18 protein-coding genes are annotated in these 25646 nt (G+C 46.9%); 11 read left to right on the top strand and 7 right to left on the bottom strand.

The genetic code is table 11. The features are described from left to right. Positions 1-118: 118 nt before the first annotated feature. Both JGK36_RS07840 and JGK36_RS07835 read left to right on the top strand, forming a co-directional pair. Positions 119-4321: a chemotaxis protein CheB gene (locus JGK36_RS07840; protein ID WP_293196659.1), complete on the top strand. Its 4203-nt coding sequence runs from the start codon at positions 119-121 to the stop codon at positions 4319-4321. Between the two features lie 274 nt (positions 4322-4595). Further along, a complete protein-coding gene (locus JGK36_RS07835) occupies positions 4596-5339 on the top strand; it encodes an HAD family hydrolase (protein WP_293183184.1) in 744 nt (247 codons plus the stop codon). A gap of 130 nt (positions 5340-5469) precedes the next feature. Here the strand turns inward: JGK36_RS07835 and JGK36_RS07830 are convergent, their stop codons facing one another. Together JGK36_RS07830 and tsaD are read right to left on the bottom strand one after the other, a co-directional pair. After that, positions 5470-5961 (bottom strand): GNAT family N-acetyltransferase, encoded by a 492-nt coding sequence (locus JGK36_RS07830; RefSeq protein WP_293183186.1) that lies wholly within the window; start codon positions 5959-5961, stop codon positions 5470-5472. Between the two features lie 395 nt (positions 5962-6356). After that, positions 6357-7439, bottom strand: coding sequence for a tRNA (adenosine(37)-N6)-threonylcarbamoyltransferase complex transferase subunit TsaD (gene tsaD / locus JGK36_RS07825; RefSeq protein ID WP_293183188.1), 1083 nt, complete (start codon positions 7437-7439; stop codon positions 6357-6359). Positions 7440-7781: 342 nt separating this feature from the next. On the opposite strand from tsaD, the gene JGK36_RS07820 reads away from it, so the two are divergent. From JGK36_RS07820 to ilvN, 4 genes are all read left to right on the top strand, one after another. Beyond that, positions 7782-8270, top strand: a complete 489-nt coding sequence (locus tag JGK36_RS07820) for a Photosystem I reaction center subunit III (protein ID WP_293183190.1) — start codon at positions 7782-7784, stop codon at positions 8268-8270. A gap of 122 nt (positions 8271-8392) precedes the next feature. After that, positions 8393-8521, top strand: coding sequence for a photosystem I reaction center subunit IX (psaJ, locus tag JGK36_RS07815; protein ID WP_293183192.1), 129 nt, complete (start codon positions 8393-8395; stop codon positions 8519-8521). A gap of 312 nt (positions 8522-8833) precedes the next feature. Further along, a complete protein-coding gene (locus JGK36_RS07810; protein WP_293183194.1) occupies positions 8834-9646 on the top strand; it encodes a carbon-nitrogen hydrolase family protein in 813 nt (270 codons plus the stop codon). A 426-nt stretch (positions 9647-10072) separates the two neighbouring features. Then, positions 10073-10591 carry an acetolactate synthase small subunit gene (ilvN, locus tag JGK36_RS07805; protein WP_293128958.1) on the top strand — a complete coding sequence of 173 codons (519 nt, stop codon included), beginning with the start codon at positions 10073-10075 and terminating at the stop codon, positions 10589-10591. Positions 10592-10890: 299 nt separating this feature from the next. Here the strand turns inward: ilvN and JGK36_RS07800 are convergent, their stop codons facing one another. Further along, a complete protein-coding gene (locus JGK36_RS07800; protein WP_293192229.1) occupies positions 10891-14430 on the bottom strand; it encodes a GGDEF domain-containing phosphodiesterase in 3540 nt (1179 codons plus the stop codon). 266 nt (positions 14431-14696) lie between these two features. Between JGK36_RS07800 and JGK36_RS07795 the strand changes: the two genes are divergently transcribed. From JGK36_RS07795 to JGK36_RS07775, 5 genes are all read left to right on the top strand, one after another. Further along, the gene (locus tag JGK36_RS07795) at positions 14697-15704 is read left to right on the top strand and encodes a zinc-dependent alcohol dehydrogenase family protein (RefSeq protein WP_293196658.1); all 1008 of its coding nucleotides are present in this window, start codon (positions 14697-14699) and stop codon (positions 15702-15704) included. Positions 15705-16192: 488 nt separating this feature from the next. Beyond that, positions 16193-19021 (top strand): CHAT domain-containing protein, encoded by a 2829-nt coding sequence (locus tag JGK36_RS07790; RefSeq protein WP_293196657.1) that lies wholly within the window; start codon positions 16193-16195, stop codon positions 19019-19021. Continuing rightward, positions 19018-19482 carry a hypothetical protein gene (locus JGK36_RS07785; RefSeq protein ID WP_293196656.1) on the top strand — a complete coding sequence of 155 codons (465 nt, stop codon included), beginning with the start codon at positions 19018-19020 and terminating at the stop codon, positions 19480-19482. Before JGK36_RS07790 ends, JGK36_RS07785 begins: the two co-directional genes overlap by 4 nt. Then, positions 19475-20845, top strand: coding sequence for a hypothetical protein (locus JGK36_RS07780; RefSeq protein WP_293196655.1), 1371 nt, complete (start codon positions 19475-19477; stop codon positions 20843-20845). The genes JGK36_RS07785 and JGK36_RS07780 overlap by 8 nt, the downstream gene beginning before the upstream one ends. Before the next feature lie 124 nt (positions 20846-20969). Next, positions 20970-21539, top strand: a complete 570-nt coding sequence (locus JGK36_RS07775) for a Uma2 family endonuclease (RefSeq protein ID WP_293183206.1) — start codon at positions 20970-20972, stop codon at positions 21537-21539. 119 nt (positions 21540-21658) lie between these two features. Here JGK36_RS07775 and argJ read toward each other — a convergent pair whose 3' ends face one another. The 4 genes from argJ to JGK36_RS07755 all read right to left on the bottom strand — a co-directional run bounded on the left by argJ (position 21659) and on the right by JGK36_RS07755 (position 25431). Then, positions 21659-22900, bottom strand: coding sequence for a bifunctional ornithine acetyltransferase/N-acetylglutamate synthase (gene argJ, locus JGK36_RS07770; RefSeq protein WP_293192225.1), 1242 nt, complete (start codon positions 22898-22900; stop codon positions 21659-21661). Positions 22901-23425: 525 nt separating this feature from the next. Next, positions 23426-23566 (bottom strand): hypothetical protein, encoded by a 141-nt coding sequence (locus JGK36_RS07765; RefSeq protein WP_293192263.1) that lies wholly within the window; start codon positions 23564-23566, stop codon positions 23426-23428. 66 nt (positions 23567-23632) lie between these two features. Beyond that, the gene (locus JGK36_RS07760; RefSeq protein WP_293183210.1) at positions 23633-23827 is read right to left on the bottom strand and encodes a hypothetical protein; all 195 of its coding nucleotides are present in this window, start codon (positions 23825-23827) and stop codon (positions 23633-23635) included. A 161-nt stretch (positions 23828-23988) separates the two neighbouring features. After that, positions 23989-25431: a serine/threonine-protein kinase gene (locus JGK36_RS07755; RefSeq protein WP_293183212.1), complete on the bottom strand. Its 1443-nt coding sequence runs from the start codon at positions 25429-25431 to the stop codon at positions 23989-23991. Positions 25432-25646: the final 215 nt, after the last annotated feature.

Below are 25646 nucleotides of genomic sequence, written 5' to 3'. Positions count from 1 at the left end.
GGATGGGGCGGGCACGGGGGCACCGCCCCTACAGGAATAGGGCGGGCACGGGGGCACCGCCCCTACAGAAAATTAAACAGCCCTGATTGACAAATACGGGGTTTTTCAGGAGATTTCTATGAGCACCTCCGAGACAAATATACCCGAATCGATCGCACCATCGGCGATCGACGAGGCAGAGCAAAACACAGTAGAAGCCCCGTTTCCCATCGTTGGGATTGTCGCCTCAGCCGGAGGGCTAGAAGCATTCACAGAGTTTCTGGGCCACTTACCTGCCGATACGGGCATGGCATTTGTGCTAATTCAGCACCTCGATCCCAATTACAAAAGCCTGTTAAGCGAAATCCTCGCCACAAAGACAGAAATGCCTGTTAGTCAGGTGGAAGACGGCACGACTGTAGAGCCAAATCAAGTATATATAATTCCGCCTAACACTAAGATGACTCTCGTGGAAGGGGTGCTGAAACTTACACCCCGCGAGAAAGTTTATGGAAAATATATGCCGGGAGATGCGTTTCTGGTGTCCTTGGCTGTCGATCGCGGACACAAGGCGATCGCCATAATATTATCCGGGGGAGACGGAGACGGTTCGCTGGGAATCAAGGCAATCAAAGCAGCCGGTGGCTTGACATTTGCTCAATGCGAAGCCTCGGCAAAATTCGATAGTATGCCGAATACCGCAGTTGCCACAGGTGATGTAGACTTCGTTCTGCCCCCTCAACAAATTGCTCAGGAATTGGCAAATCTCAGTGGCAATCCCTGGATTTCTTGCCCGATATCGACGATCGCGGTTGCAGTATCACCCGAACAAAGTGATGTCCGGGCAACTATTTTGGGACTGTTGCGATCGACCACAGGCGTTGATTTTACCCACTATAAAGTCGCTACGGTCGATCGACGCATCCAGCGACGGATGCTGTTATACAAGCTGGAACGATTGGCAGATTACGCCCAATATCTGCGAGACTATCCGGCTGAAGTCCATGCTCTGTATCAAGAAATCCTGATCCACGTCACCAGTTTTTTTCGCGATCCAGAAGCCTTTGAACAGTTAAAAGAGCTGGTTTTTCCCACGATTACCCAAAATAAATCGGCAGAAATTCCCATCCGGATTTGGGTGGCGGGATGTTCCACTGGAGAAGAAGTTTACTCGATCGCGATTTGTTTGTTAGAGTTTTTGAGCGATCGAGCTCCCCTACCACAGATCCAGATTTTTGCCACAGATATTAGCGAAGCGGCGATTAGCAAAGCAAGGTCTGGCTTCTACTTAGAAAACCAAATGATCGACGTTTCAGCAGAGCGCCGGGCTCGCTTCTTTCTGGTGGAAGGAGGAGGCTATAAAATCAACAAAACAGTCCGCGAACTGTGTATATTTGCCAGACAAAACTTAGGCAGCGACCCGCCTTTTTCCAATCTCGATCTAATTAGCTGTCGCAATGTGCTGATTTACTTAGCAGAGCCGTTGCAAAAACGAGTGATTCCGATTTTTCATTACAGTCTTAACCCGACTGGCTTTCTCCTATTAGGCACTTCTGAGAGTATCGGAAAATTCTCATCATTATTTGATTCAGTACACACAAAGTGCAAAATTTATGCTAAAAAATTGACTGAAAATAGTCCGATATTTTCGTTTTCGACGAGTTCTTATCCCGTCGCTAAAGTAGATGAATCTGAGCAAATGAATGAAAACGATCCAGATTCATTTGACTTACAGCGATACACAGACCAACTGATTTTGAATCGCTATGCCCCAGCAGGTGTGGTTGTCAACGAACAGATGAACATTCTGCAAGTGCGGGGAGACACCAATGCTTACTTGAGACTGACACCAGGGATTCCCAGCTTAAACTTGCTGACAATGGCAAGGAAAGGCTTGCTGATCGAGCTTCGCACTGCAATTTATCAGGCACTGATGCAGAACGTAATTGTCAGAAAAGAAGGGATCGGGGTGGAAACGGGCGATCGATCGAGTCTCGTCAATCTTGAGGTGATTCCGTTCCAGCCTGCGACAGTCGAATCACGCTACTTGTTGATTCTATTTGAAGAAGCTTTACCCACTGCGATTAACCTCAATAACGTCAATTCTGAGAGTTTGGAGCCTGGTGATTTAGAGGCTGAGATTGTGCGGCTGAGGCAGACGCTTGTCACCGCTAACGAAGAAAAACTTGCGGCTCAAGCGCATCTGCAAGCGGTAATTCATGAGCAGGAAAATCTCAACCAAGATATCAAAGTTGCCAACGAAGAAATCCTATCGAGCAACGAGGAGTTGCAAAGCACCAACGAGGAACTAGAAACTGCCAAAGAAGAGATTCAAGCTACCAACGAGGAACTGATCACCACTAATGAGGAACTTCGCAGTCGAAATATTGAACAACACCAGGTCAATAATGACTTAATAAATTTGCTTGGTAGTATCAATATCCCGATTTTAATCCTGACAAATGATTTACAGATTCGACGCTTTACGCCAATGGCAAAGCAACTTTTTAATCTGATTACTACAGATATTGGACGACCTTTTAGCGATATTCGTTCCTCTCTTGATGTTCCTAATTTGGAAGCAATGATTTTGGAGGTGATTGATACTCTCCAGACGAAAGAACAAGAAGTCCAAACTCTAGCGGGATATTGGTACAACCTCCGCATTCGTCCTTATCGCACGACGGAAAACCTGATTGACGGTGTGGTAATGGTTTGGATCGATATTGATGCTCTGAAACGTAGTGCCAAAACCTTAGAGTTGGCCCGAAATTATGCTGAAACGATCGTCGAAACTGTTCAAATACCTTTAGTCGTGCTGGATGCTAATTTACAAGTGAACACTGCCAATCGATGTTTCTATGAAACATTTCAGGTTTCATCCCCAGAAACAGCGGAATTTTCGCTGTTTGAATTGGGAAATGGGCAATGGAATATCCCGAAACTGCGATCGATCTTGGAAGATATTCTGGTGAGTGATGTTCAGCTTCAAAACTTTGAGTTAGATCACGTATTTGAGCAGATTGGGCAGAAAACTATGCTGCTGAATGCTTGTAAACTGCAACGCGAAGACCAAGGTTTAATGATTTTGTTGTCGATCGAGGATATCACCGATCGCAGACAGTTTGAGATAGAGCGATCGCAGCTATTGATGCAGGAGAAGTCAGCCCGTCAACAAGCAGAAACCAGCAACCGTGCTAAAGATGAATTTCTGGCAAATCTCTCCCACGAACTCCGTAACCCCCTAACTCCGATCCTGGGATGGGCAAAATTGCTGCGCTCTGGCAAGCTGAATGAAGCAACGGCTAGTCGCGCCCTAGAGGTGATTGAGCGGAGTGCGATCGCCCAAAATCAGTTAATTGAAGATATTCTGGATATTTCCCGGATTACGAGCGGTAAGCTTCATCTCGATATTAGTCCGATCGATCTGGTGGTGGTGGCGCAAAATGCGATCGACGGGGTTCAATTATCAGCGGATGCCAAAAACATCCAAATGGTTGCTCAGTTGAGTTCTGCGACTGTTTTAGGCGATGCTGACAGGTTGCAACAAGTCCTATGGAATCTGCTATCTAACTCGATTAAGTTTACCCCATCGGGTGGACGAGTGGAAATTGTCTTAGAGGCGATCGACAGTCATGCTCAAATTCGAGTCAGCGACACCGGAAAAGGCATTCTGGCAGAATTTTTGCCGTATATATTCGATCGTTTCCATCAAGGAGATTCCAGCACTACCAAGGCTAATCAAGGGCTAGGATTAGGTTTGTCGATCGTGCGTCATCTAGTAGAGTTGCATGGGGGAACAGTGCGGGCGGATAGTCCGGGTGAGGGACAAGGAACTACGATGACTGTGAGATTGCCGCTAGTTTCAATACCCCAGGAATCTACACCGCCGAGTGATTTACAGCCAACTGTATTTAGACTACCGCTAAACACATTGAAAGATAGTAACCGCTGCCTTGAAGGCTTGCAAATCTTAAGCGTAGATGATGATGCCGATACCCGTGAGTTATTGAAATTTGTGCTGGAAGACTCCGGGGCCGAGGTGTTGACGGTGGGATCTGCAAAAGAGGCGATCGCGGCTTTGAAGGAAAACCTTGACAAATATGACGTGCTGATATCTGATATTGGAATGCCAGAAGAAGATGGATATTCTTTGATGGAACAAGTGCGATCTCTTGATGCCGAAGCTGGTGGAAATATTCCAGCCATTGCGCTTACTGCTTATGCTAGCGATGGAGAACGGCAAAAGGCGATCGATGCAGGTTTCAACAAGCATATTGCTAAGCCTGTGAAGCCTGTTCAACTCGCATTAATCATTGCGGAGCTAGCGGGAATATCTTAAATAATCTTGGACATAAGAGTCGGCGGTTGAAACCGCGTCTATACAAACAAAACCCGCCTCCGCGGGTTGAAGAATGCCGGTTAAAATTACCTTGTTTTCTTCAGTCCGCGGAGGCGGACATCGTTTGTGTAGACGCGGTTTCAACCGCCGTCTAATCTCAGACATCGTTGATATAGACGCGGTTGCAACCGTACGTCCGATCTAAAAACAATTGCCAAAAATAGCACAATATGAGACAATACAATAAAATACAAAAATTAAGGAGTTTTGATTCTTGGTAACTATTAAATGTCGAGGCATTAGCTTCTCTAATATTCAAGCCGTAATCTTTGACAAAGATGGTACTCTAGAGGATTCTCAAGAATTTTTGAGACATTTAGGGCTGAAACGATCGCGCCTCGTAGATGCTCAAATCCCAGGCGTTGGAGAGCCATTACAAATGGCTTTCGGCATCGAAGTTGGTAAAATCGACCCCACGGGCTTGCTAGCAGTCGGTAGCCGCCGGGAAAACGAAATTGTGGCGGCAGGATATATCGCGGAAACTGGCAGAGGATGGATAGAATCTTTAACTATTGCTCAACGCGCTTTTGATGAAGCCGACCAAATGTTAAAAAGTAGTCCACCTTCTCCTTTGTTTGTTGGCAGTTTGGAAGTATTAAAATCTCTGTCTGAAGCTGGCTTGAAACTAGGAATTCTTTCGGCTGCGACAACAAAAGCGGTAGAAAAACTTGTGAAAGCTCACCAATTAAGCGAATATATTCAGTTAGAAATGGGTGTAGATTCTGTACATCTGAATAAACCCGATCCGAAACTATTTTTGTTAGCTTGTGAAAGACTAGGAGTAAATCCCGCAGAAACTTTGATGGTGGGAGATTCGGCGGGTGATATTCAGATGGGGAAAGATGCTGGCGCGGCTGGCTGCATCGGGATTTGTTGGGGGAATGCCCAGGTTAGTCATTTGGAAAAGGCTGATGTGGCGATCGCATCTTTGGATGAAATTACAATTTTAGCAGATTGAGCAAACATTCAGATCAATGGAGACGGAGGAGACGGCAGTGCCGTGTCCCTACCGCGATCAATTGTAGGGACACGGCACTGCCGTCTCCTCGCTTGTCACCTGACGGCGCAGCCGGAATTGATATCAGTCCCTACAAACAACGCAAACCCAAAATTATCACATCTCTTTCAACGCCATCAAGTTCGGCGACTTGCGGCATATATCCCCACTGCTGAAACCCAAATTTCTGGAACAACGTTAGACTCGGCTGATTGTGAGCAAAAATTATTGCCATCAGGGTTTTAAGTCTCAATTCTGGACTCCGCGCAATTGCCGATTGCAATAATTTTTGTCCAATTCCGCAGCTTTGGCGATCGGGCGCGACGTAGATGCTAATTTCTGCGGTATGCTGATAGGCGGCGCGTCCGTAGAAAAGCTGAAAACTCAGCCAGCCGACGATTTTTTTTTCTGATTCCATTACCCAAATCGGCAAAGAATAGGGCGAGTGTTCTCTGTACCATGCGAGGCGGCTTTCGACTGAGACTGGTTTTAAATCTGCTGTGGCCATTCTCCCCGGTATTGCTGCATTGTATATTTGGACAATTGCGGATAAATCGCTTTCTACTGCGTCGCGGATTTTCATGATTTAAGAAAGAGTTGACAGTTGACAGTTGAGAGTCGTAGGGTGTGTCGCCCTCAAACATTCCCAAACAAATATCGACAATCTTATGGCGACGCACTTGGTACAATTTATCTCTTGCAAAAATACAAAGCACTCCGCCCCAACCCTCCCCTTGAATCAGGGGAGGGGGTAAGATTATTCTTGTTTCCCCCCTTGATAAGGGGGGTAAATTTGACTTTTGCAAGAGTTCTAATTTATAAAAAATTTTGCTACCATAAATTTTCGAGTTTGTTGCATCAAATATGGTATAAGGTTCGTCGCTACAAGATTTGCGATCGACTTTTAGGCATTTTTGAGGGCGACACACCCTACAAATACTTCCTTTATATAGACGCGGTTTCAACTGTACGTCGGATCTAAGCATCAACATTCAGATTGTACAGTTCCATGATATCGCTAACAGCCATCCGCGAATTGGCTCCCAATGTTAGCGGTGATGTGTGTCCTCGCTGAAAGTGTTCTGCCGCCGCACAGCCGATCATTGCTGCGTTGTCCGTGCAATATTTTAATGGGGGAAACAATACTCGCAAGTTGTGCTTAACTGCGGCTGCTTGTAAATGTTTTCGGAGTCCGCTGTTGGCTGCGACTCCGCCGCCGACTACTATGGTAGTGAGTCCGAAATTTAGCGCACAGTCGATCGCTCTTTTGGTTAAACCCTTCGCTACTGTTTCCTGAAAACTCGCCGCAATATCATTAATTGTAGAGGCAGCCAAGACGCCTTCGCCACCGGCATTAATATCTAGTTTTTTGAGTTTCTGCACTAATTGCAAAACTGCTGTTTTCAACCCGCTAAAACTGCTGTCGTAGGGATGATATCCGCCACCAGGTAGGGAAATTCTGCCTTCAGGTAGGGGGTATGCTTGGGGATTTCCCAGGGCGGCCAATTTGTCCATCAGCGGCCCGCCGGGATATCCTAGCTGCAACAGTCTGGCGACTTTATCAAAAGCTTCGCCCGCCGCATCGTCGCGCGTTTGTCCGACTGTTTCGTAAACGCCGCAATCTTTAACATAAATTAAACTGGTGTGTCCCCCGGAAACTAACAAGCACAAAAACGGCGGCTGCAAGTCTGGTTCGATTAAGTAAGAAGCGTAGATGTGCCCTTCGAGGTGGTGGACGCCTAAAAAAGGTTTTTGGTGGACTATTGCCAAGCTTTTCGCCGCTGTCAGCCCGACTAACAATGCACCTACTAAACCGGGGGCACAAGTCGCTGCAATGCCGTCAATTTCTGACCAACTCAGGTTGGCTTCACTCAGACACTGGGCAATTACCTGATTTAGCATTTCTAGGTGACTCCGCGAAGCCACTTCCGGGACTACCCCACCGTACTGCTCGTGGATTTTAATTTGTGATGCTACAACATTGCTGCAAACTTGACGATTCTTAACAATTGCCGCTGCTGTTTCGTCACAACTTGTTTCGATCGCGAAAATGGTTGCCATTAACTGGTAATTTTATTTGATAGGTTAGCTATTGCTAGCTTAACGAATTCGGCGCAAGTCCCCCGGCTCGATCTGTTCTCAGGTTATTGCTTGCGGATATTTGCCAGCCGTTGGAGTGGGTCGGAGGCGATCGAATTATAATGCAAGCTGTGGAATATCCTAGCGGTATTACTAAGCTCTCGCACTGACCTATGAAACCCGAATCCCTCATTCTTTTGGGCTTTGCCGCCTCTATGATGGAGACTTTACACCCTCAGCAAGTGCGGTAATCTGGATTCGCGATCGGCAAGTTGAAATGCTTGTACAAAAACTTATTGTTTTGTAACAAAAGGAAACAATTTCATGCGACGATTGTTTGCTGCAATTTTAGTGGTTAGTCTGTGGATCAGTTTTGTTCCAGTTGCTTCGGCTTACAATTTAGTGCCGTGCAAGGACTCTCCCGAATTCAAGGAACTGGCTAAAAATGCACGTTCTACCAATGGCGATCCGGCATCTGCCAAGGCAAGATTCGAGATGTATTCTCAAGCTATGTGCGGCCCGGAAGGATACCCGCACTTAATCGTAGACGGCAGCTTGGACAAGGCTGGCGACTTTTTGATTCCTAGCGTGCTGTTCTTGTATATTGCTGGTTGGATTGGTTGGGTAGGCCGCGCTTATCTGCAAATTGCCAAAAAATCTGCAACTCCAGAGGAAAAAGAGATTATTATCGACGTTCCTGTGGCAATCTCCTGTATGCTGACTGGCTTTTTGTGGCCTCTGGCAGCACTCAAAGAAATCACCACTGGTGAAATGTTTGCCAAGGACGACGAAATTACTGTTTCCCCCCGCTAAAATAGGGAAATGGAGCCAAGGCTAATAGCTAACAGTTAATCGATTAACTGCAAGTTAGCAATTAGTGTCTTACCGAGCGATCGGCAATTACCAACTGTCTCGAATTTTCAGGAGCAGAATTCATGCAATATTTTCTCAAGTTTCTTTCAAGCGCACCAGTATTGGCAGCACTTTGGTTCTCTATTCAAGCTGCGGGTTTGATTGAATTTAACCGCTTTTTCCCTGACTTGCTTTTCCATCCGATGCCTTAAGATTTGACCGGAATTAGGTCTCAAAAATTAGGGCAAAAAAGTTGAGAGTTTTGAGTTTTGAGTGATGAGTTAAAGGTTAATTTAAAGCTCAAACATCAAAACTCTCAAACTCTATAGACTTTCTCAGTAACATGAAGTGGGCATAGGGCATGGGGCATAGGGCATGGGGCATGGGGCATAGGGTATGGGGCATGGGGCATGGGGCATGGGGCATAGCTACTAAGAACCAAGAACCAAGAACCAAGAACCAATAACAACTAACAACTAACAACTGACAACTGACAACTGACTAATGACTAATATTGTGAATCGATGAAGTCTTATCTCGCCGCAGCAATTCAAATGACTAGCTTGCCTGACCTGCAAAAAAATTTGGTGCAGGCAGAGGAATTAATCGACCTGGCAGTGCGTCGGGGTGCGGAGTTAGTTTCCTTACCAGAAAATTTCTCGTTTATGGGAGAAGAGGAGGAGAAGATTGCTCAAGCAGAGGCGATCGGACTCCAAAGCGAAAAATTCCTCAAAACCATGGCCCAGCGGTTCCAGGTGACGATTCTGGGCGGCGGATTTCCCGTGCCGACGGATGGGGGGAAGGTATACAATACTTGCTTGCTAGTAGACCCAAACGGTAGCGAAGTGGCAAGGTACAAAAAAGTACATTTGTTTGATGTGAATGTGCCAGACGGGATTACTTACAGGGAATCAAACACGGTGAAAGCTGGTGAAGATTTGCCGCCGGTTTATGTGTCGCCGGAGTTGGGGACGCTGGGACTTTCGGTGTGCTATGACGTGCGGTTCCCGGAAGTTTACAGGCATTTGTCGCACAAGGGTGCTGATGTTTTGTTCGTGCCGGCGGCGTTTACTGCTTACACTGGCAAGGATCATTGGAAGGTTTTGTTGCAAGCGAGGGCGATCGAGAATACTTGTTATACGATCGCCCCGGCGCAGACTGGACACCACTACGGCCGCCGTCAAACTCACGGTCACGCGATGATTGTAGACCCTTGGGGTGCGGTTTTGGCGGATGCCGGAGAGGAACCGGGTGTGGCGATCGCAGAGATTAATCCCGATCGGCTAGAACAAGTCCGCCGCCAAATGCCATCGCTGCAACACCGGGTTTTTATGTAAGTTATGGTGGCTTGGTACTTCGCAGTTTTGTCACCAATTGGTGTCAAAATTGCAGTTTTCGCCAGCCACCAGACTTGAAAAGTTTTTTCTGCCATCGAGTAATTGTGTACGTTCGTACACAAAAAACTTGGATCGGGTGCCGTCAGCACCGGGTTGGGGCGGGTTTAAGGTTGAGATCGAGCCGATCCCCCCTAACCCCCCTTAAGAAGGGGGGGACAGGAGTGCTATCAAAGTCCCCCTTGTTAAGGGGGATTTAGGGGGATCGAGACTGCGGTAAAAGCGAAATTTATCAAGAGCTTTTTTCTCGGACATGAAGGGCCAATAACTCGGGATAAAATGTCTAAGGCAGGTTCAATGGGCGTGCACTTCTGCTAAAAGGCGAATGGGCGACAGTAGAATTGCACAAAATGCGTCTTTTTTGGAGAAATGAAACACACTCTTTCGGTTTTAGTTGAAGATGAAGCGGGTGTCCTCACTCGAATTGCTGGTTTATTTGCCCGTCGGGGTTTTAATATTGAAAGTCTGGCAGTTGGCCCAGCAGAGCAAGTGGGAGTGTCTCGGATTACGATGGTTGTACCGGGAGATGACCAGATTATCGAGCAGTTGACCAAGCAACTGTACAAGTTGATTAATGTGCTTAAAGTTCAGGATATAACGGAAATTCCCTGTGTGGAACGGGAGTTGATGTTGCTGAAAGTTAATGCTGCTAGCGGGACGCGATCGGAGATCATTGAGTTAGCTCAGATTTTTAGAGCGCGAGTGGTGGATATTGGTGATGATACGCTGACTTTGGAAGTTGTCGGAGATCCGGGTAAGATGGTGGCGATCGTCCAGGTTCTAAATAGATTTGGGATTAAGGAAATTGCTCGTACTGGAAAAATTGCTATGACTCGGGAGTCGGGCGTAAATACGGAGTTTCTCAAGTCTTTGGAAGCGAAAGTTTAAAGAAGAAGGAAGAAGGAAGAAGGAAGAAGGAAGAAGGAAGAAGGAAAAAGTCAACCCCCATGCCCCCCTGACAGGTGTAGGTTTTCCCCTGGCAAAACCCAGCAAATCTAGACAGTGCAAAGGTTTTGGGCTTTTGCCTCTTAAAATTTCAAACTCTTATGGGATAAGGCTTTTACCCAAAAACCTACACCCGTCAGATGCCCCCCAAGGGGGGAAATTCAGGAAGAAGGAAGAATGTTTTAACTTCTAATTCCCAATTCCCGATTCCCAATTCCCGATTCCCAATTCCCAATTCGCGATTACCATTTGGGTTGACTTTCGATCAAACCTGTGGCTGTGATGGTGTCTACAGGCTTTGAGAAAAAGTATCCCTGTCCGTATTCGCATTGCAGCGCTCTGAGCAAGTTAAGCTGTTCGATGGTTTCTATTCCTTCAGCGATCGCATCCATGCCTAAATGACTGGCTAAGATCAAAATAGTCTGTACAATAGCTTCGTTTCCTTCATCTTCAGTCATGCGGCTCACAAAAGCTCGATCGATCTTTAAGGCATCAGTGGGAAAAGTGTGCAGGCGGCTCAAAGAAGAATAGCCTGTGCCAAAATCGTCAATATATAATTCAATTTCTAAATTTTTCAATTGGGAGAGGATAGCGGCGGCTGATTCGGCATTGTCCACGATCACGCCTTCGGTAATTTCTAACTTTAAAGTGCGGGGGTCAAGGTGAGTTTCTTGTAAAATCTCACGAATGCGATCGATTAAATCCGGCTGTTTAAATTGTTCGTTAGAAAGGTTGACGCTGACTGTCAACGGCGGATTTGCGGGGAATTTTTCGTGCCACTCGTGGATCTGACAGCAAGCCGATCGCATCATCCACCAACCAATAGGTACAATCAATCTAGTTTCTTCTGCTACTAAAATAAACTCACCGGGAGCTACTAAACCGCGCTGGGGGTGATACCATCGCAGCAGCGCTTCAAAACCGCTGATTCTACCGCTAGTTAGAGAGACGATGGGCTGGTAGTAAAGCTGAAATTCCTGGGAGTCTAGAGCGCGCCGCAATTCGTTTTCCAGTTGCAAAAGGGCGACGGCGCGAGTGTGCATACTTAAGTCGAAAACTTCGTGGCGAGCTTTGCCCAATCCCTTTGCGTGATACATGGCAGCATCTGCATCTCGCAGCAGTTCTTCTGGTCGATCGTACAATATTCGGAATGGGACGGGAACAGGAGAGTCGGGAGATAGGCAAGACAAAGCAGTTTCCCGATCGACATGGACGAGATTTCCTGGACTAGAAAATTCGGAAAAATTGTTGGGATCCTGTGGCAAACCGGAACAAACAATGCCAATGCTAGCACTGCTAAAAACTTGATATTCGTTGAGGTAAAAAGGCTGTGCCAGTTCCGCTTGCACTCGTTCGGCAATGTGGATCGCATCATCGGTGTTTTTGATATTTTCCAGCAAAATAGCGAATTCGTCGCCGCCGAGACGGGCAACAGTATCTCCAGCCCGCAAACAGATTTCCAGGCGCTGGGCGATCGCGATCAGCAAGCGATCGCCCACTAAATGCCCCAAACTGTCATTAACCACCTTAAAGCGGTCTAGATCGATAAACAGCACCGCAAACAAAACCTCGGGACGGCGTTTTGAAAGCTCGATCGCGTGTCCCAAACGATCCATAAATAAAGCTCGGTTGGGCAAACCCGTCAGCGTATCGTGCAAAGCATCGTGTACTAACTTCTCTTCAGCTATTTTCCGCAGAGTGATATCTTCGACAGTACCTTCGTAGTAAAGCAAATTGCCACCAGCGTCGCGAACAGCCCGGCCGTTTTCGGAAACCCAGATAGTAGTTCCGTCAGCGCGGTAAACTTGGGACTCGAACTCAGACACAGAACCGTGTTTTTCGATCGCACCCAAGAACTCGACGCGGCGGTTGGGATCGAGGTAGAGTTGGTGCTCGATATCGTGGATGTTTGCGATCAGTTGGGTTGCCGACTCGTAGCCGTAAATTCTGGCTAAAGCCGGATTGGCACTGATATAGCGTCCGTCAGCACTCGTTTGAAAAATTCCCTCGATCGCGTTTTCAAAGATGCTGCGGTATTTTTCTTCGGCTTGTTGCAGCGCGAATTCTGCCTGCTTGCGATCGCTGATATCTGTCAGCGTGCCGAGATAGCCCAGAACTGCTCCATTGTTGTCAATTTCCGGCACTGCTTGCCAAAATACCCAGGTTGTGAGGTTGCCGTTGCAGAAGCGGTACTCTAACTTACAAGGCAATTTATCTTTGACAGCGCGATACCACTGGCTCAAAATGCGATCGCGGTCTTCGGGATGCAAACTTTGGGCCCAACCTTCGCCCAATGCCTTTGGCGCAGTCAGTCCCGCCATCTCCAAAAATCGCTCGTTGACATACAAACAATCTCCCGCAGCGTCGGCGCGGAAAATCCCGACTGGCAGTATTTTAGCTAAAGTGTAATAGCGGTATTCGCTTTCTAGCAGGGCGCTGGCAGCTACTTTAGTCTCTGTGATATCAAACATTGCGCCTTGAAGGATGACGGAGTTGCTGGCTCGATCGCGAACTGCGATCGCTCGATCGCGGAACCAGACAATTTTACCGTTGCGGGCGATCGCGCGGTATTCTGACACCAGCGGCCCGTCGCTAAAAATATCTTCTCCCTCGGTAAATTTCTGTGTAGCGTTTTCAACTAACACGCGATCGCGGTCTTCTGGGTGAACGAGTTTCAGCCACAGATCTGGGTCTGCCTTCCATTCAGCTACAGAATAACCGAGAAAAGTCTCAATTTGCGGGCTGATGTAAAGTTTGGCAGCGCTGCGGTTGAGGGGAGAAATGTAGGTGACAGCCGGCATTTGTTCTACAAGCGCGCAGTATTTCGCTTCTACGGTGCAGAGTGCTGCTTCTAGGCGCTGCCGCTCCAATTCGGCAGCCGCCCGTCCGGCAAAGATGCTAATAATTAGCTGAAATTTGGCAAGATGTGATTCTAGTAGGGGGCGATCGTGGAAAATACAAATAATGCCCAAAGGTTCGCCGTAGGAGTTTTTCAGCAAGATTCCCAGGAAGCTGCGCGAACCTGTAACGATCGGTCTGCGGTCTTCAGGAAAGGTTTCCATGAGGCGGTCTGGACAGGAGTACATTCCCTGCTCAAACACCAGCGCTTCGGGAGTATTGGCAGTGTTGCACTCAAAGTTTGGCTGTGGCTGTCCGTCGCTCCAAAAACTGATAACTTGTAATTTATCGGGAGTTAGATCGGCGCGTTCGATCGATTTAATCGATTTGGCAGCAATGGCGCTGCGAACTCCTAGTGCTGAGGCTAAGTGGGGAACTAAGGTATCAAAGAATTGTGTCCCCCCGGGCGAATTAGTACCTGCCAGGATGTCACCTAGCAAGTCTTCCTCTAATTGCGGGGAAGTGGTGGCTTTGGGAGGGTTGTCGTTAGGAGGGCTATCGGCATTTTGGTCGATCGAACCCTCGATGCTCAGACTAACGGTTTTGCTGGTGGAAGGCCCTACAAGAGGCGAAGAATTCACAGTTGGGCGTTGTTGCTGGGCTAAGAATAGATTGTAGCCAATACCTAACAGTTTACCCAAGAAGCTGTCAGCGATCGCCAACAGATTTGAGTTGGGGAAAATCAACAAGTTTTTCCTAATTTTCAATCTCGCAGATAAATCTGGCTGTAATTCTGCCAACTGCGGTTGCTCTTCGGCAGTTGGCAGACTGGGATGCCTTCGGTGCCACTTGAGATAAATCGCGATCGCGAAGACTAAAGTCGCCGATAATCCCAGAAGGTATGCAAGAATCTCAAAGTAAAAAAATAAATCTAGCTCGAACATCGATTAGCACCGCTCGACAATTATAGTAGTTAGCAGAAAGAATTGGTTTAAAGCCGGAATCCCGATCGGGAGAAATTAAAATCAGATTATTCATCACTCCAATCCTCGGACTTCGAGATAGAGGTAGCTGTCCCAAGTCAACTGTCAATTGTCAGTTGAATTAAAGGCAGTCTATATTATTAAAAATAACTAAGTATCGTCACGGATGAGTAACGAATACAAGGTAGGATTGGAGGTGAAGGCGAAAATAGAGTTAATACCCTGCTATGAAAGCGATCGTTTTTGAAACTCCCGGAAGCCCATCCGTATTGAAACTGCAAGATATCTCAGCCCCTACTATACAAACAGAAACTGAAGTTTTGGTGCGGTTGCGGGCGGCGGGGATCAATCCGATAGATACTAAGTTGCGATCGCGCGGCACATTTTACCCCGAGAAAACTCCTCACGTTTTGGGGTGCGACGGTGCTGGAGTGGTAGAAGCTATCGGTGCTGAGGTGCAGAGTGTCCAAGTCGGAGACGAGGTTTTTTTCTGCCACGGGGGTTTAGGCGGGTCGATCGGTACTTACGCTGAGTTTGCCGTTGTAGACGAACGTTTTCTCGCCATCAAGCCTGCTGCTTTAAGTTTTGTTGAGGCGGCGGCTGCACCCTTAGTTCTAATTACAGCATGGGAGTCGCTGTACGATCGAGGGCGCTTGCAAGCCGGTCAGAAAGTGCTCATTCTAGCAGGTGCAGGCGGTGTCGGCCACGTCGCGGTACAGTTGGCTTCGTTGCAGGGTGCTGAGGTTTGCACTACTGTTAGTTCCGAAGCAAAAGCCGAGTTTGTACGGCAGTTAGGTGCAGATTCAGTTATTTTATACAAAAATACGGATGTTGTCGATCGGGTTTTGGCTTGGACTGAGGGCCAAGGAGTTGATTTGGCTTTTGATACAGTCGGGGGAGAAACTTTTTACCAAACTATTCCGGCTGTGAAGATTTACGGAGATTTGGTAACAATTTTGGAACCAGATCCGGCTTTGGGCAATTTGAAAACAGCGAGAATGCGGAATCTGCGGATTAGTCTGGAGTTAATGTTAACTCCGATGCTGCAAAATTTGGTGGAGGAACAGCAACAGCAGGCAAAGATTTTGCAGCAGTGTGCTCGTTTGTGCGATCGTAATTTGCTCAAAATTCACGTCAGCCAAACTTTCCCGCTAGAACAAGCTCAAGCAGCGCATGAGTTGTTAGAAAAAGGTTCAGTAACGGGTAAAATAGTGCTTGAAATTGCGGGCGATTGAGATTCCCGGCGAATCGAATTCGGCCTGGGGCGACTAATAAATGAATTGAGAGAGCGCCGCTCCCCAAAATTCTTACTATAGCGGTTATCAGAAACATAAGGTAAGTTGTTGGGCTTAAGCCCTCTTAGAGGTAAGTTGTTGGGCTTAAGCCCTCTTAGAGGTAAGTTGTTGGGCTTAAGCCCTCTTAGAGGTAAGTTGTTGGGCTTAAGCCCTCTTAGAGGTACGTTGTTGGGCTTAAGCCCTCTTAGAGGTACGTTATTGGGCTTAAGCCCTCTTAGAGGTACGTTGTTGGGCTTAAGCCCTCTTAGAGGTACGTTGTTGGGCTTAAGCCCTCTTAGAGGTACGTTGTTGGGCTTAAGCCCTCTTAGAGGTACGTTGTTGGGCTTCAGCCCTCTTAGTTGAAATGGTTATATAAGCTACCAGTCATACCTCATCTTTTTGAGAAAGGCTATACAATAACAAAAACAAACCGCCTCACCATCTCACCAATGTTAGATAAAATCTGGCGATTCCTCAAACAATTAATTCAGCGGCTATTCGGCACCAATCCTACAATTCAACCGCCACCACCTCAACCTGCGCCAACTTTGACTGATGCGGAATACGAGGCGAAGTTGATGGAACTTCTCGAAGGGGTGAATCAGGGCTGGGGAAGAGGCGATGTTGCGGGATTCTTAATCGCAAAACGGATTAAAAATGGTGATTTGGCGGCTTGGTTGCGGAGGTTTGGGGTGCGATTGTTGGAGGGCGCGCAGGGGAGTACAGCGTCTACGGATGCGGTGGTATCGCTTCAGGAATTGGCGCGCAGGTTGGAGTTGTTGAGTGGAGTTGCGGGTGGGGAATTGGGAGAGGTGGCGGGGAATGTTGGTAGGGAGATTTTGGTTGAGTTTCCGCTAGTTTCGGATGAGGGGGAGGAGGATGTTGATGGAGAGGCTGAGAAATGGAAAAAGCGAGGAACTGAGCAATTTATGAAAGGGGATTTTGAAGGGGCGCTGAACTCCTGTGACAAAGCCTTAGAATTCAAACCAGATTTTCACGTTGGCTGGTACAATCGGGGCTGTGTACTGGGTAAATTAGGCAGATTTGAAGATGCGATCGCCTCCTACGACAAAGCCTTAGAAATCAAACCAGATTTTCACTTTGCCTGGGACAATCGGGGCATTATACTTTGCGATAATTTAAACAAATATGAAGAGGCGATCGCCTCCTTCAAAAAAACCTTGAAATTCAAACCAGATTCTTACGAAGCGTGGCACAATCAGGGCGTTGCACTTCGTAATTTAGGCAGGCTTGAAGATGCGATCGCCTCCTACGATAAAGCCTTAGAAATCAAACCAGATAAAGACGAAGCCTGGATTAATCGGGGTGTTGCAGTCAGTAACGCACCTGGATATAGCCAGCTAGTTTATGAAATATTACAAGCAAACTTCCCTAAATCTCCACCAGTAACCAGAACTCTCTTAACTCATAACCTGAAACAGCGCGGCTATGAAGGACAAGTATTAACATTAAAAGCAGGCTTAGAGTATTGCCTACAAAATAGCCACCCCGAAGGATTCGGAAAACTGCATCAAACACTAGGAAATGCTCATTACAGCCGAGGACAACTCAATTTTCCCAACACCTATTGGAATAAAGCCGCCGCCAGCTACCAAGAAGCCCTCAAAACTCTCACACCAGATACTTTCCTCCAACTGCATCTACAAGTATTGCAGAAATTAATCAAAACTTTAGTCAGCTTAAAACAAACTGACGAAGCCAATAAATTACAGCGAGATGCAACCGATTTATTGCAACGCTTGCTGAAACAGCAAAACTATTCGCAACTCACCCAACAGCAACTCACCGACAAATTAGTTAGCTTTGAACAATTAACCGTAAATATATTCATCCAATCAGGGCAGTTTACCCAAGCCTTAGCCACAGCCGAAACAGATAAAAACGTCTGCCTATCTTGGCTGCTGGATGCCTTGCCAATTCCCGATTATGAAACCGAAGAGACAGTCACTCACGCCCAAATTCAGCAACTCCTCAATCCCACAACTTGCGCCATTTACTGGCATCTCAGCGACGCATCCCTGACCACATTCATCATTAAATCCGATGGCTTGTTGTCTCCCGAAACCTGTTTCAGCGATTTTCCAGATGAACTTGAAGAATGGGTGAAGGAGTGGAATCAACAATATACCGATTATCAATCTAAGGAGAAAACAAGTCAAGTAAATCATCCTTGGCGCGGGGGAATGGCAAGTAAATTTTCCCGACTCAATGCAATCCTGAAAATTGATGCGATTGAACAGCAATTAGAGGGAATTACGGAGTTAATTTTGATTCCGCACCGGGACTTGCACCGCTTTCCGATTCATGCTTTGTTTAGTCGGGATTTTGTGGTTAGTTATTTGCCTAGCGCCGCCGTTGGGATTAGTTTGCAACATCGGTTTACCCCCCCCAACCCCCCCCTTAGCAAGGGGGGGGCTAAAGAGAACACTCCAATCTCTCCCTCACAAACTGAGACCTTGAACACTCCAGTCCCCCCCTTAGCAAGGGGGGCTAGGGGGGTTCTTTCCATCCTCAGCATCGAAAATCCGCACAGCACAATTACCGATAAAAACGGCCAACCAAAAAGACTCGCCCCTCTCCCCGCCGCCGAAATCGAATCGGAAATTATTTGCCGAATGTTCGACAATTCCACCCGACTCGAAGAAGACGCAGCCACTCTCGATGAAGTCGAAAGATTATTGCAACAATCACACAATATTTTTCACTTCACCGGCCACGGCAGCTATAATTTCGATCATCCGCTAGAATCGACTTTATACCTCAGCAACACCCACCGATTAACAGTCAGAGAAATTATCCAACTTGACCTCAGCAACTACCAATTAATCTGCCTTCCAGCCTGCGAAACCGCATTGACAGACAAACAAACGATTCTCGCCGAATATGTAGGATTGACTAGCGGTTTTATGCGCGCGGGAGTTGGCTGTGTCGTCAGTACCCTGTGGCCCATAGAATCCGGTGCGAGTACGTTATTAATGATTTATTTCTACCAACGGTGGCGAGAAGCCGGCGATTCTCTACCCGTGGCTTTAGCAAATGCTCAAAAATGGCTACGAGAAGCCACCCGCGAGGATTTAGCCGCCTGGTATCAAGGGGAAATTGACAAGATTTCCGCAAACAGCGCCGAACTTTCTGAAGTTGAATTTATGCTACGCCGATTCTTTAACACGAATCGCCAAGCATTAGCTACAATGGAATTAGATCAACCCTATCAGCATCCCTACTACTGGGCTGCTTTCACCATCACAGGATTATGAAAGACACGCAAAACGAGATTTTCAAAGCTTTTATTATCGCCCTAGTCCAACAAACTGAACCTTTGCCCGCAGCAGTCCAATCCGAGTGCAATAAAATCGGTGAAGCTTTCACGATTATCGATATTGCAAAACTTGCCGAATTGCATCCACCTCTGCTAGCCGCCTATGAAGAAGCTGACACTTGGTTAGTGAATCATAGCAACGAACGCAGCAAAGGATTAGATGTTTTACCGGATGCTGAATTTGAAAATAACAATACTACTAATATTGAAACTGATAACAGCGCTAGCGACATCAGCGACTTGACAAATTTGCCAGAAATTATCAAGAAAATCGAGGAAAAAATTGAGCCGCGCGGGTTTGGAGGATTCCTCAGAAAGATTTTGCAAGCTGGGGACTCTGTGCAAGCAAGTCGAGATACAATCTTATTGTCGATCGCAGATGGATTTGTCCATGAGTAAGGAAAATTGGCTAATCTACCCGACTGTCGATTTGTTTGTCTACGATTTAGCAGACGGTATCGGGCAAAATGAGGACAAGATTAGCCAAAACCGCCAACAGTTTTGGCAAAAGATTTATGGCGACAAAATCTCTGCGCCGCAATTAGCAAAACTCAAGCAAGCTGAAACAGAAACTGCTGAGTATATTGAGTTACTGGGCGACAAAAAATTAGCAGCATTTGAGTTTCCCCTCGATGGCTATGCTTATCCCGTGAAAATCGGCGATACTTATGCGGCACAATTTGACTTGTCTGGGAAAATCGAATCCGACAAGGAAAAGACTTTTGAACCGAAAGAAATTGACTGTTTGGAATGGCTGAAACAACAGGTAATTTCCCGTGTCAATCCACCGGCTACAATTGGTCAAAGTTGGCTGGTTTGGGGACAATTGACTGCTGATGACCAAGATGCTTTAGCAACTGCTAAAAATTGCTATAGTAAACTCAATCTATTCCCGAATCCTAAATGGGAGAGAGACTTAAAAGCCACAGGGCAATTTAAAGGTGCTCATTTTTACGAATTGTGGCTACCACCGGGGGATAGGGGCAATATTGGCGAAAATCATCACGTCTTAATTTGCTTGTTTCCTTACAATAATGGTCAATCAATTGCCGATATTAGCAAGACTGTCGCTAAACTTTATGTGCATCTAATGCGATTGTTTGCCTTCCGCAATAAGGTGATTTGGGCTTACACTCAAAGCCGCCAACTTAAGGCTGATTTGAAAGATGCTTCGCGGACTATTCAAGACATTGTTCAGCAATTACCGCAACAGGTGAATGGGCCGAAAGTTGACTTGAAAGAATTGCAGCAAAGCTTGGTTGATTCCTTGACAATCTTCTCGGTTTATGCTAATTATATTAGCAGATTGGAAGAGCAAGAAAATACAATCAAAACTAATCTTAAAAATTATAAAAGACGGTTGGAAACTATCGGTGAGGATATGGGAAGTGATGCTGAAGCTTTCAAGTTTATGGCCAGTTTCAGCGATTTTGCTAAGGAGAAGTATGTTTGGCAAGTGGCGGCGGATAATCGGAGTTTGAGTGCGGGTTTGAGGTTGTTGGAAAATGCGATTCAGACGATTGAGGGGATTATTGAGATTGAGAGGGCTAAGAGCGATCGCACTTTGAATGTTACGATTGGGGCTGTTGGTGTGGGAATTGGCACCAGCGGGGTAGCCGCCAGCGTTTATGCTAGTCAAATTAGGAGTCCTGCCAGCCCCACAAATCCGATAAATGTGAATGTAGTTTTTGGGTTGAGTATGGGTTTGGGAATTGTAGCAGGTGCGATCGTCCTGATAATGATAGGCAAGAAATGGCGCTAAAATAGATTAGCGGCGATTTTAGAGGAATCGGCGCAGCAATCGGCGATTGAAATCGCTTCTTATCAAACAAAGTCCGCCTGCGCGGACTGAAGAGAGAAGAAGAGAAGAGAAGAGAGGTAATAAAATGACAACCGTTACTTTAAACTTAGATAGTGTCGAGTTAACAGACGAACAGTTTTACCGTTTATGCCAGATGAATCGAGATTGGCAATTTGAACGGACAACGAAAGGGGAAATCATTATTATGTCACCAGTAGGCGGAGTCAGCGGCAATCGAGAAGCCAATTTAATTGGCTTAGTCTGGATGTGGAATCAACGAACTCAGCTAGGGATAGTGTTTAGTTCTTCAACTATTTTTCGCTTGCCTAATAATGGAGACAGATCTCCTGATGCGGCTTGGGTTAGCTTGGAAAGATGGTCGGCTTTAACTGATGAACAAAGGGAGAAGTTTCCGCCGATTTGTCCTGATTTTGTCATAGAATTGCGATCGCGTACAGACCCGCTAAAGCCACTTCAGGAGAAAATGCAGGAATATATCAATAGCGGTTTGCGTTTGGGTTGGTTGATTAATCCTCAAGACGAACAAGTGGAAATTTATCGCGCTAATCGTGAGGTGGAAATTGTACAGTTTCCGGTTAGTTTGTCCGGCGAAGATGTGTTGCCTGGATTTGTGCTGAGTTTGCCGATGGTTTGATTGAGAATTAGAGGAATCAGTCTCTTTCAACCGCCCGGGCTGTGTCGCCGCGATTTCAACCGCCCGGGCTGTGCAGGCGCAGTTTGCAACCGCCCGGGCTTCTGAAATTACGATCGCCCTTAAGTCGTATACTCCGCATTAATCTTCACGTAGTCGTAACTCAAATCGCATCCCCAAGCCTTCGCGAAACCGCCGCCATTCCCGACAGCAACCTGAATTAAAACCGTGTCTTCCTTCAGATATTCACCAGCAGCAGCAGCCTTCATATAATTACTCGCAGCAGATTTATCGAACTCCTTCGGCTGTCCGTTTTCCATCATCAAAAAATCTCCCAATTGAATCCGCAAATTCTCTTGTTCAAAAGCAACGCCCGCGCGCCCCGCCGCCGCCGCAATTCTTCCCCAATTCGGATCGCGTCCAAAAATAGCAGCTTTCACCAAAGAAGAACCGACGATTGTTTTGGCAATTTTACTCGCAGAAACTTCGTCGGCGGCGCCACTAACTTGTACTTCCACCAAACAAGTTGCACCTTCGCCGTCACGGGCGATCGCCTTTGCCAAATGCACGCAAACTTCTGTTAGCATCGCCTCTAATTTTTCAGCATCCGCCCCCATTTCTGTAATCGCAGGCGTGCGGGATTGGCCGTTAGTCAAAGCAATTAGCGAATCGTTGGTACTGGTATCGCCGTCAACAGTAATTTGATTGAAACTTCTGTTTGCCGCCCGAGTCAGCATTTCCTGCCACAAATGTGACGACACTGCTGCATCACACGTTACAAATGCCAGCATTGTTGCCATATTCGGGTGAATCATTCCCGAACCTTTGCAAATGCCGCCGATACGCACGGGACGATCGCCAAACATGGTTTCCAGGGCGATCGTTTTCGGCACTAAATCAGTCGTACAAATAGCCTTAGCAGCCGCATCAGAACCAGTTTCCGAGGCCTCAGCAACCAATCGCGGAATTCCCGCCCTCAGCGGCTCCATTTTAATCCGCTGCCCGATCACGCCAGTGGATGCCAAAAGAATCGATTCTGAAGGAATATTCAGCGCTTCGCCCAACAATTTCGCGCTTTCGAGGGCATCTGCTAAACCTAATTCGCCAGTAGCAGCATTTGCTTGTCCGGCATTGCACAAAATTGCTTTGGCGCTGGGTTTAGCTTGCAAGCGCTGGCGGCAGTAGTCCACGCAAGCAGCCCGGACTGTGGATGTGGTGAAGACTCCCGCGGCGATCGCGTCCACCTCTGACAAAATTAAACTTAAATCCGGCAAGCCAGAAGGCTTCAAACCCGCTGTAATTCCCGATGCTCGATATCCTCTCGGTGCTGTAACTCCGCCGCCAATTTCCTTCCAGTCCGACATGATGACCTCCCTAGAGCGTTCTATTCTATTGAGAGGGGATTATATCATTTTAGATTTTAGATTTTAGATTTTAGATTTTAGATTGCCAACAAATGACGAATCAATGAGTTGTTTTTTTGTCGTTTAATCGTTCTTTCCCCGATGCGCGATCTCAAATCCTGTAGCATTGGAATTATTAATCTCTCTATTCTCTCTCTGTGTTCTCTGCGGCCTCTGTGGTTAAATCATTCCGATGCAACCGGAAACGATATGAAAATATAGTTGAAATTTTGGGACGGGCTAGAAGCCCATCCCACAAGAAAAAAGATTTTTGTGGGATGGGCTTCTAGCCCGTCCTAACTATTTTTGCAAGAGGTCTATTATATTTCATTATTTGTGTTAAATCAATTCCCTAAAACTAATCGCGACTTATTCTGTAGAGATCTAACTCAAGAACAAGTCGCGACGATTTTGTAACTGTCATTATTAATTTTTAGCTGGCAAACAACAAACTCGATTCAACTATCTCGCTGTTGAAAAAACGAGTTATTTGCGATCGACACTCGCCGCAGAACCAATATCTAAACCAACTTCAGCAGCCGCGCGGCTGAGCATAGATTCCTGACGGTTTTTGATGAGGTGTTGGTGGCGCATCATCAGACTGCGCGCTTGTTGTTGGGTAGACATCACTGGTTTTCTCCAAATGTAGGTAATAGGTTTGCGGGCAATTGGGGAAATTAATTGAGCTTTGCCTTAGCTCATGGTGGCGTTGCTGCGATCGTAACTGGCTTGAAGGCTGGGCTGCGGCTTGCCTTGAATGTGGCCCCAGTAGTGAGTATTTTCCATTCCGACTTCGCTGGCGGTGCGGTTGAGCATGGATTGCTGCCGGTTCTTCACCATTTGGTGGTGGCGCATCATCAGAGAGCGGGCTTGATTTTCGGTAGACATATCCGGTTCCTCCGTTTTCCTCGATCGATCTTGGGCTGCTTTTTGTTCCTATTTATAACTATACTAGATATTTCTGTATCTAAAGCTACAAAGTTAAAATTGTAATAAAAGTTTACAATAAGGCAAGAAGTGCGATCGAGAATGCGGGAGTACCGCGAGGCTTAAAAAATATTAGAAAGTAACTTATAAATTAAGCGAAAAATAGCTGTTGCCGCGATCGCCCCTAAAGCAGCCAACCATCCCACAAACAACACGCCTGTGAAAGGAGAATTTGGATAAATCGTAACAGCAGCGCGCAAAGCCGGGAAAAACCACAGTACAGCCAGAGTACCTGCACTAATAATCAGCATCTCAGTTTGCTCGATCGCCCTGCGGTACTGGCCGAAAATTAGCCCCCCGACAATCATCCCCAACAATCCGATACTCACACTTGGATTCGGCAGCAAACTCGTCAGGGCGATCGCCAGCAACCCCCCTTCAAAACCCGTAAACGCAGCCCCACCCAAAATATCCCAAATCGAAAAAGCCCTTCGCGGCCCCGATTGCAGGTTTCCCGGAGGAGTCGCCACCACAGGAGGCACAGGAGGCTGCTGAGTTGGTTGGGGGGTCGGAGTGGGTTGGGGAGGCGGCTGCACCACCATCGTAGGCTGTTGAGAATTGTATTTCAGAGCCGCTTCCACCTCGATCGCCGATTGATAGCGCTGGCTGGGAGCCGGTAACAACATTCGATCGAGAACTTCAGCCAAACGCGGGCTTACCTGTACGTGCGATCGCCAATTCCACTCATTTTCATAACTATCAAACAATTCCGTCGGCTGCAAACCGCTGAGCAAAGTAATGCAAGTCACAGCCAAAGCATAAAAATCCGTTGCGGGATAAACCTCTTGTCCGTTCATCTGTTCGGGCGGAGCATAACCCAAAGAATAAATACCAGTCGAAGCCTTAGAAGCACCCGCAGTTTGCGTCACCTGTTTGACAGCCCCAAAATCTAATAAATAAAGCCGACCACTTTTAGCCCGCATAATATTAGCAGGTTTAATATCCCGGTGAATCGAACCGCGCGAGTGTACAAAATCGAGAACCTTCAAAATTTCCCGCAGCACCTCCATCGTTTCCGCTTCCGAAAACTTGCCTTTAACAACAAGTTCTTCCTCCAAATTGTGACCGTCAATAAATTCTTGAACCAGATAGAAAAACTGATCGTTTTTCCCAGGCTGCAAACTCGGAACAGTCAGCTCAAAAAACGCCAGCAAACTCGGAATTTGCGAATGTTCGTTTCCCAGTTCTTCCAGCACCGCCGCTTCCCGTTCAAACAGAGTTTGAGCGATTTTTAGCTGTGCCGGAGTCATATTTGCCGACGGCTGCAAAAGTTTAGCAACGCACTGCCGCATCGCCGGAGTATAGCGGTCTCTGGCCAAAAATGCCGCCCCAAAACCGCCTTGACCCAGCAACCTGACTGGCAAATAGCGCCCGCTCAAAATTAGGGGCATTCCACAGGCCTTGCAATACCTTTGCTGCACCGTTTTCAGCAGGGAACTGTCATCGAGGTCGGAAAAATTGTTTTGAGGGCGCGGGCAGCCCGGGCGGGTGCAGTAAACTTCCATTTTGGTTTGCTAATTGGTCATAGGGCATTGGGCATTGGGCATTGGTCATCGGGCATTGGGCATTGGGCATTGGGCATTGGGCATTGGTAATTGGTAATTGGTAATTGGTAATTGGGAATTGGTAATTGGGAATTGGTAATTGGGAATTGGGAATTGGGAATTGGGAATTGGGAATTGGGAATTGGGAATTGGGAATTGGGAATTGGGAATTGGGA

This window comes from Microcoleus sp. PH2017_35_SFW_U_B (genome assembly GCF_020737865.1).
In the GTDB taxonomy this organism is placed as follows: Bacteria; Cyanobacteriota; Cyanobacteriia; order Cyanobacteriales; family Microcoleaceae; genus Microcoleus.
Note: the sequence above shows the minus strand (reverse complement) of the source record. Positions and strands in the feature narration are given on the sequence as shown.